3 protein-coding genes are annotated in these 2,510 nt (G+C 64.6%); all 3 read left to right on the top strand.

Annotated elements, in window-relative coordinates:
* The first annotated feature begins 153 nt into the window (after positions 1-153).
* Genes E4O92_RS11945 through E4O92_RS11935 form a run of 3 tightly spaced genes read left to right on the top strand, consistent with a single transcriptional unit; the run spans position 154 to position 2,259 of the window.
* Positions 154-747, top strand: coding sequence for an RNA polymerase sigma factor (locus E4O92_RS11945; RefSeq protein ID WP_229483276.1), 594 nt, complete (start codon positions 154-156; stop codon positions 745-747).
* Between the two features lie 18 nt (positions 748-765).
* The gene (locus tag E4O92_RS11940) at positions 766-1,251 is read left to right on the top strand and encodes a hypothetical protein (RefSeq protein ID WP_135189997.1); all 486 of its coding nucleotides are present in this window, start codon (positions 766-768) and stop codon (positions 1,249-1,251) included.
* Between the two features lie 27 nt (positions 1,252-1,278).
* Entirely contained in the window at positions 1,279-2,259 is a 981-nt protein-coding gene (locus E4O92_RS11935; RefSeq protein ID WP_135189996.1) for a hypothetical protein, read from the top strand.
* Positions 2,260-2,510: the final 251 nt, after the last annotated feature.

Raw genomic sequence — 2,510 nt, 5'->3', positions numbered from 1 at the left:
AAGTTGGAACTGGTGTCCAACTTTTCTGGGTCAGTTCACTGCGCGGGGACGACGATTTGGGGCTAACTATTGTCCCTACGCCCTCCCAGCTAACGGTGCCAGCGCAAAAAAATCTGGAACTTTTTTAACACGACCGTGGAATACGGGGTAAATATGAAGCCCATGACCACGCCACCCGCCATTTCCGACGTCGACCTGCTGCGCCAGATGCGTGCCGGCGAGGCATCCGCCTTCGCCGCGCTGTACCGGCGGCACCAGGGTCCGTTGTTCCGCTTCGCCCTGCTGCGCTGCGGCTCGGCCGACACTGCGGCCGACATCGTGCAGGAAGCGTTCATGGGTCTATTGACCGGGCGCCTGCAATTCGATCCGCTGCGCGGCCTGCTGCAGCACTTCCTGTTCGGCGTCGCCCGCAACCTGATCCTCAAGCACGAAGAGCCACGCCTGCGCCACGTACCGCTGCCCGAGCCGGATGACGACGATTCGGCGGAACTGGCGTGCGACGCGCCCGGGCCGCTGACCCGCTTGCTGGACAACGAGGCGGCCGAGGAAGTGCGCCGCGCGCTGTCGCTGCTGGCGCCGCATTACCGCGACGTGGTCATCCTGTACGAAATGCACGACCTGTCCTACGCCGAAATCGCGCAGGTCTGCCAACTCGACATCGGTACCGTGCGCTCGCGCCTGTCCCGCGGACGTGACGCGCTGGCCAAGCGTCTGGCGGCGCACCGTTTTACCGCGCAGGCCGTGTGAGCAGAAAGGAACACGAACATGAGCACCTACGACATGAATGACCCGCTACTGGCCTCGCCCTTCGATGCGCTGCGCAACGAACTGGCGCATCTGGACACCCCGCCCGGCGTCGAGAAAGAGCTGATGCAGGCGTTCGCCAGGCAGTTCCCGCGCAAGAAGCGCTGGTACCACATGCTCGCCAACAAAAACTGGGCCGTTGCCGGCAGCGTGGCCAGCGTCGCCATTGCCGTGATGGTGATTGTGCTGGCGCCGCATCTGCGCGCGCCCGGGACCAAGCCTTTTGCCGGGTTCGACGACGACGGCGCCTTCATCGCGCTCGAGTCGCTCGAGCGCATCGAACAGGAGCCGGCGCCGCAAGTGGTAGAGGCCGAACTCCCGCGCACCGTGCTGGCCCAGCTCGGCGTGCCCATCAGCCCGGAAAACGCAGGCGGCTCGGTCAAGGCAGAAATGCTGGTGTCAGGCGACGGCCAACCGCTCGCCGTACGACTTACCGCCATCAATTGACGTGCAAAAGCAAAAGGAGATACGACCATGAAGAGAACCATACTTGCCACCCTGCTGGCGTGTGCCCTCGCACCCGCCCTCGCCCAGGAAACGCCGCCGGCCCAGGGCGAACAGGTGTATGCCGGCCCGACCGCGATAAGGGACGGCCGCATGTTCATGCACCTGAAAAACGGCTTTCACATGCGCGGCGAGCCCGTGAAGAACGCGCCCTACTCCGCCACCGTGATCAATGAACGCGTTCAAACCCTCGCCGACGGCAACCAGATCGTGAGCAAGAAGACGTCGGCAAGCTATCGCGACAGCAAAGGCCGTACCCGGGAGGAAGCCCGCGATAACAAGGGCGAACTGCAGCGCGTGTCGATCAAGGATCCTGTGGCGCATACCAGCTACGAGCTGCAAACGCGCAACAAGACCGCTATCAAGCTCTCGACCGATCCGGGGCTGATACGCAGCGCGGCCGAGGGCGTGCGTGCCCGTATCGCACAACAGCGCAAGGAAGGCAAGCTGCCCGGGAACGGCGAGGGATTGGTCATCAAGCGTCCCGAACTGGGCGACGCGGTAAGGGGGCAGGAACTGCGCGTGCGCGTTCCGAACGAACTGGGCGACGGCATGGCCGCGCGCCAGATCTCGGCCCGCCTTGGCCCGCTCATCGCCGGCGCCATGGACGACATGAAATGGGCCGCCAAGGCGACCACCAAGGACCTGGGCACGCGCGAAATCGAGGGGCTCAAGGCCGAGGGCAAGCTGCGCAGCTACGAAATCCCGGCCGGCGAGATCGGCAACCGCGCTCCGATCGTGGTGTCGGATGAATCGTGGTACTCGCCGGACCTGCAGGTGACGCTGTACGCGAAACACAGCGACCCGCGCCATGGCGAGACCGTCTACCGCCTGGAGAACGTGAAGCGCGACGAGCCCGCCGCGGCGCTGTTTGTGGTCCCTGCGGATTACACCGTAAAAGACCCGATGGCGAATATCGGCTCCGGCGCCGGCCAGAAAGGCGGCCAGTAAGCCACCCTCGTAGGGTGCGCACCTGTGCGCACGCTGTACGGTTGAGCAGAGTTTGCGGCAGCTATGAAAGCACGCGGCGCTAACGTCAGATCAGCCGTACCGCGTGCGCACAGGTGCGCACCCTACGCCTCCCGCGCGGAAGGCGGGGTCCATACTGAGCCGGTGTAGCACGCGGCATATGCCGGGAAGTCGTTTCCGGCAGTGCCGGAAACGACACAACAAGCGGTGCCTGCCCTACTTCGTTACCGCTT

It is taken from the genome of Massilia horti (assembly GCF_004614195.1).
Taxonomy (GTDB): Bacteria; Pseudomonadota; Gammaproteobacteria; order Burkholderiales; family Burkholderiaceae_D; genus Telluria; species Telluria horti.
The sequence above is the reverse complement of the archived record's forward strand: the minus strand, read 5'-3'. Positions and strand labels throughout refer to the sequence as shown.